Origin of the sequence: Streptomyces synnematoformans (genome assembly GCF_039531005.1) — a bacterium.
GTDB classification, from domain to species: Bacteria; Actinomycetota; Actinomycetes; order Streptomycetales; family Streptomycetaceae; genus Streptomyces; species Streptomyces synnematoformans.
On the sequence record NZ_BAAAPF010000418.1, the window covers coordinates 1 to 4,949 of the forward strand.

Annotated in this window: 4 protein-coding genes; 3 read left to right on the plus strand and 1 reads right to left on the minus strand. The window is 73.3% G+C overall.

The genetic code is table 11. The features are described from left to right. From ABD317_RS33430 to ABD317_RS33440, 3 genes are all read left to right on the plus strand, one after another. Nucleotides 1–762, plus strand: a 762-nt coding sequence (locus ABD317_RS33430) for a hypothetical protein (RefSeq protein ID WP_344295039.1), incomplete at its 5' end; no start/stop codon positions are given. A 118-nt stretch (nt 763–880) separates the two neighbouring features. Then, nucleotides 881–2,863 carry a threonine--tRNA ligase gene (thrS, locus tag ABD317_RS33435; protein WP_027757204.1) on the plus strand — a complete coding sequence of 661 codons (1,983 nt, stop codon included), beginning with the start codon at nt 881–883 and terminating at the stop codon, nt 2,861–2,863. A gap of 152 nt (nt 2,864–3,015) precedes the next feature. Further along, nucleotides 3,016–3,564 carry an HIT domain-containing protein gene (locus ABD317_RS33440; RefSeq protein ID WP_027757205.1) on the plus strand — a complete coding sequence of 183 codons (549 nt, stop codon included), beginning with the start codon at nt 3,016–3,018 and terminating at the stop codon, nt 3,562–3,564. Between the two features lie 12 nt (nt 3,565–3,576). Here the strand turns inward: ABD317_RS33440 and ABD317_RS33445 are convergent, their stop codons facing one another. Next, nucleotides 3,577–4,782, minus strand: a complete 1,206-nt coding sequence (locus ABD317_RS33445; RefSeq protein WP_344295042.1) for a trans-sulfuration enzyme family protein — start codon at nt 4,780–4,782, stop codon at nt 3,577–3,579. Nucleotides 4,783–4,949 lie beyond the last annotated feature (167 nt).

Sequence of the window (4,949 nt, forward strand, 5' to 3'; positions counted from 1 at the left end):
CGCCGCCCCGCCGGGTTCCACGGCGCCCGGCTGCTCCTGCACGCCGCCCGCGACGTCGAGCGAGCCCTGGTCGGCCCCGGCGCCCTCCTCGCCCGGCTCACCGCCTTCGTCCCCGCGCCGGACGGCCGCCGGGTCACCGGCACGCTGTTACGCGCCCTGCACGGCACCCGCGACGCGGTGGACCACGAGCGCGCCACCGGCGGCATGGAGGCCTTCGACCACGCGGTCGGGCTGGGCGTGTGCCACGAGCTGGCCGAGTCCCTGACCGCGCTCGTGCGCGGCACCGAAGGGGTGCGCATCACCCTGGCCTGGGCCCCGGCCCACGCCCCGCCGGCGGGCGCCGCGGCCCCCGAGCCGGTCGAGTTCACCCCCGCCGACGTCCCGGCCCTGCAGCGGGCCGCCGTGCGCTACCGGAGCCGGGAGCCCTCCCTCCCGGTCCGGCTCACCGCAGCCGTCACCCGGCTCAGCCGGTCGGCAGCCACCGGCCCGGGCCGGGTGCGGCTGCGGATACTCGCGGGTGCGGACGTCGCCGAGGTGCGGACGACGCTCGACGAGAAGGCGTACCGCGTCGCGGCCGAGGCGCACCTGGCCGGGCTGCCGGTCCGGCTCACCGGCCGGCTGGAGAGCCGCGGCGGCTTCCGGCGCCTCACCGGGGCGTCGGGGGTGGTGCCCGCAGAGATCGTGGACGCCGAGCGGGACCGGCTGCCGCAGCCGCGGCACGAGAGCCTCGACCTCTGCGCCGAGGCGTACGGCGACGGCTGAGCACACCGGCCCGTACCGCCCGCTCGCCGCCCGATTTCGCCCGGCCCCCCTCCGGCTCGGTACGATTCACGCCGTGCCGCCGGCCGCGCGGCAGACCTCGCCTCGTGAAGGAGCCCTCGTGTCCGACGTCCGTGTGATCATCAGCCGCGATGCCGCCGAGCGGGAAGAGCGCGTGGTCACGACGGGCACGACGGCCGCCGACCTCTTCCCCGGCGAGCGCACCGTGATCGCCGCCCGGGTGGCCGGCGCGCTGAAGGACCTCGCGTACGAGGTCGCCGACGGCGACGTCGTCGAGCCGGTCGCGATCGGCAGCCCCGACGGCCTCGACATCCTGCGGCACTCCACCGCCCACGTCATGGCCCAGGCCGTGCAGGAGCTGTTCCCCGAGGCCAAGCTCGGCATCGGCCCGCCCGTCAAGGACGGCTTCTACTACGACTTCGACGTCGCCGAGCCCTTCCACCCCGACGACCTCAAGCGCGTCGAGAAGAAGATGCAGGAGATCGTCAAGCGCGGCCAGCGCTTCTCCCGCCGCGTCACCACCGACGCCGACGCCCGCGAGGAGCTGGCCGCCGAGCCGTACAAGCTGGAGCTGATCGGCCTCAAGGGCAGCGCCGCCGACGCCGCGGACGGCGCGTCCGCGGAGGTCGGCGCGGGCGAGCTGACGATCTACGACAACCTCGACGCCAAGACCGGCGAGCTGTGCTGGAAGGACCTGTGCCGCGGCCCGCACCTGCCGACGACGCGGATGATCCCGGCCTTCAAGCTGATGCGCTCCGCCGCCGCGTACTGGCGCGGCAGCGAGAAGAACCCGCAGCTGCAGCGCATCTACGGCACCGCCTGGCCGTCGAAGGACGAGCTGAAGGCGCACCTGGAGCACCTGGCCGAGGCCGAGAAGCGCGACCACCGCAGGCTCGGCGCCGAGCTGGACCTCTTCTCCATCCCCGAGGACATCGGCTCGGGCCTCGCCGTCTTCCACCCCAAGGGAGGCGTCGTGCGCCGCGTGATGGAGGACTACGCGCGCCGGCGGCACGAGGAGTCGGGCTACGAGTTCGTCTACACGCCGCACGCGACCAAGGCGAAGCTCTTCGAGAAGTCCGGCCACCTGGACTGGTACGCGGACGGCATGTACCCGCCGATGCAGCTCGACGAGGGCCAGGACTACTACCTGAAGCCCATGAACTGCCCCATGCACAACCTGATCTTCGATGCGCGCGGGCGTTCGTACCGCGAGCTGCCGCTGCGCCTGTTCGAGTTCGGGACCGTCTACCGGTACGAGAAGTCCGGCGTCGTGCACGGCCTGACCCGGGCCCGCGGCTTCACCCAGGACGACGCGCACATCTACTGCACCAAGGAGCAGATGGCCGGCGAGCTGGACTCGCTGCTGACCTTCGTGCTGAACCTGCTGCGCGACTACGGCCTGGAGGACTTCTACCTGGAGCTGTCCACCAAGGACGAGACCAAGTACATCGGCTCCGACGAGGTCTGGGAGGAGGCCACCGAGATCCTCCGCCAGGCCGCCGGGAAGCAGGGCCTGGAGCTGGTCATGGACCCGGGCGGGGCGGCGTTCTACGGGCCGAAGATCTCGGTGCAGGCGCGCGACGCCATCGGCCGCACCTGGCAGATGTCGACGATCCAGGTCGACTTCAACCTGCCCGAACGTTTCGACCTGGAATACACCGCGGCCGACGGCTCGCGGCAGCGCCCGGTGATGATCCACCGCGCGCTGTTCGGCTCCATCGAGCGGTTCTTCGCGGTGCTGCTGGAGCACTACGCGGGCGCCTTCCCGGCGTGGCTGGCGCCGGTGCAGGCGGTCGGCATCCCGATCGGCGACGCCCACGTGCCGTATCTGGAAGAGTTCGCCGCGGCTGCCAAGGCGCAGGGCTTGCGGGTGGAGGTGGACTCCTCCGCGGACCGGATGCAGAAGAAGATCAGGAACGCTCAGAAATCCAAGGTGCCGTTCATGGTCATTGCCGGTGACGACGACATGGCCAGGGATGCGGTGTCGTTCCGCTACCGCGACGGCTCGCAGAAGAACGGGGTTCCCCGTGACGAAGCGGTCACTGAGATCGTTGAATCGGTGGAGCGCCGGGTTCAGGTTTGACGTGCTCCCCGCCGACGTGGGGATGATCCGGACGCGATCGGTCGGACATGGCAGATGTCTGGTCGGTCCCCGCACCTGCGGGGTTCGAGGGGCGGCCCGTGCGGCCGCCCCTCGCAGCGTGGCGCTCCAGCTCGCCACCTTATGCTTGCCGGATGACGACCGATCCGGAGCAGCAGCTCGGGGTGGGGACGCCGGATCAGTTCCAGCGTCTGTGGACCCCGCACCGCATGGCGTACATCCAGGGGGAGAACAAGCCCACCGGCACCGCCGCCGGCGACGGGTGCCCGTTCTGCGCCATCCCGGAGAAGTCCGACGAGGACGGGCTGATCATGGCCCGCGGCACGCAGGTCTACGCGGTCCTGAACTTGTACCCCTATAATTCCGGCCACCTCATGACCGTCCCGTACCGGCACGTCGCGGACTACACCGAGCTGACCGACGGCGAGACCGCGGAGCTGGCGGACTTCACCAAGCGCGCGATGACCGCCCTGCGCACCGCGTCCGGGGCGCAGGGGTTCAACCTCGGCATGAACCAGGGCCCGGTCGCGGGCGCCGGCATCGCCGCGCACCTGCACCAGCACGTGGTGCCCCGGTGGGGCGGGGACACGAACTTCATGCCCGTCGTCGGCCACACCAAGGTGCTGCCGCAGCTGCTGGCGGAGACCCGCGCGATGCTCGCCGACGCCTGGCCCCGGGACTGACCCCGCCGCGCCCTACCCGCCCTGCGCGCCGCCCCCCGCCGCCTTCGCCAGCGCCTGCTCCAGGTCCGCCCACAGGTCGTCCGGGTGCTCGATGCCCACCGCGACCCGCACCGTCCCCTCGCCGATGTCCACCGCCGCCAGCGCCGCGGCGTCCAGCTGCCGGTGCGAGGTGCTCGCCGGGTGCATGACGAGGGTCTTCACATCGCCGAGCGACGGGCTGAGCAGCGCCAGCCGCAGCGACTCGACGAAGCGGCGCCCCGCGTCCCGGCCGCCCGCCAGGTCGAACGCCAGCACCCCGCCGCCCGCGGCGAGCAGCCGGGCGGCCGTGGCCCGGTCCGGGTGGTCCGGCAGCCCGGGGGGCCGGACGCGGGCGGCGGCCGGCTGAGCGGCCAGCCGCTCGTCCAGCGGCAGCGCCGTCGCGGACTGCCGCTCGACGCGCAGCGCGAGCGTCGCCATGCCGCGCAGCGTCAGCCACGCCGCGAACGGGTCCGCCGCGGCGCCCTGCTCGACGGCGTGCGCCCAGACCCGGCGGCGCAGCTCCGCGTCCCGGAAGACGACGACGCCGCCGAGGATGTCGGCGTGGCCGCCGAGGTACTTGGTGGCGGAGTGGAGGACGACGGCGGCGCCGTGCTCGATCGGGCGGCAGAGCAGCGGGGTGGCGAAGGTGTTGTCCACGACGCCGGGCACGCCGGCCTCCGCGGCGGCGGCGAGGAGCGCGGGCAGGTCGGTGACGGCGGTCGTGGGGTTGGCGATGGTCTCCAGGTAGAGCAGCCGGGTGCGCGGCGTGAGCGCGGCCCGTACCTCGTCGGCGTCCCGGCCGGAGACGTACGTGACCGAGACGCCCCAGCGCTCCGCCAGGTCGGCGAGCGTCGCGTACGTGCCGCCGTAGAGGGAGCGCTGCGCGACGACGTGGTCGCCGGCGGAGAGCAGGGTGCCGAGCACGGCGTTGATCGCGCCCATGCCGGAGGCGAACGCCAGCCCGCCGGCGCCGCCTTCGAGGCCGCTGACGGCCTCCTCCAGCGCGCGGACGGTCGGGTTGCCGAAGCGGCTGTAGAGGTACGCGCCGTCGGGGTCGTGGAAGGCGGCGGCCAGCGCGTCGGCGGAGTCGAACGTGAAGACGTGGCCCTGGTGGATGGGGACCGTCGCGGGGCGGCTGCCCTCGGGTACGGGCACGGGCGGGTGGGCGGTACGGGTCGAGGGGTGCAGATCGGCGTCCATGCCGGAAGTCTCTGCGGCGAATGGGTTGCCGGAACAGGGCCAATTCCGGGAGATTGGTCCGCCATGGACACCGACGACGTGCGGGCCGGCGACCTCGTGGCCGCCCTCGGCCGCTGGTCGGCCGGGCGCGGCCCGCTGTACGTGCTGCTGGCCGCCGGGCTGCGGCG

What these genes read in the sequence shown, in the direction of transcription:
- ABD317_RS33440 (WP_027757205.1), top strand. Translation starts at nt 3,016, where the DNA reads ATGACGACCGATCCGGAGCAGCAGCTCGGGGTGGGGACGCCGGATCAG.
- ABD317_RS33445 (WP_344295042.1), bottom strand. Translation starts at nt 4,782, where the DNA reads ATGGACGCCGATCTGCACCCCTCGACCCGTACCGCCCACCCGCCCGTG.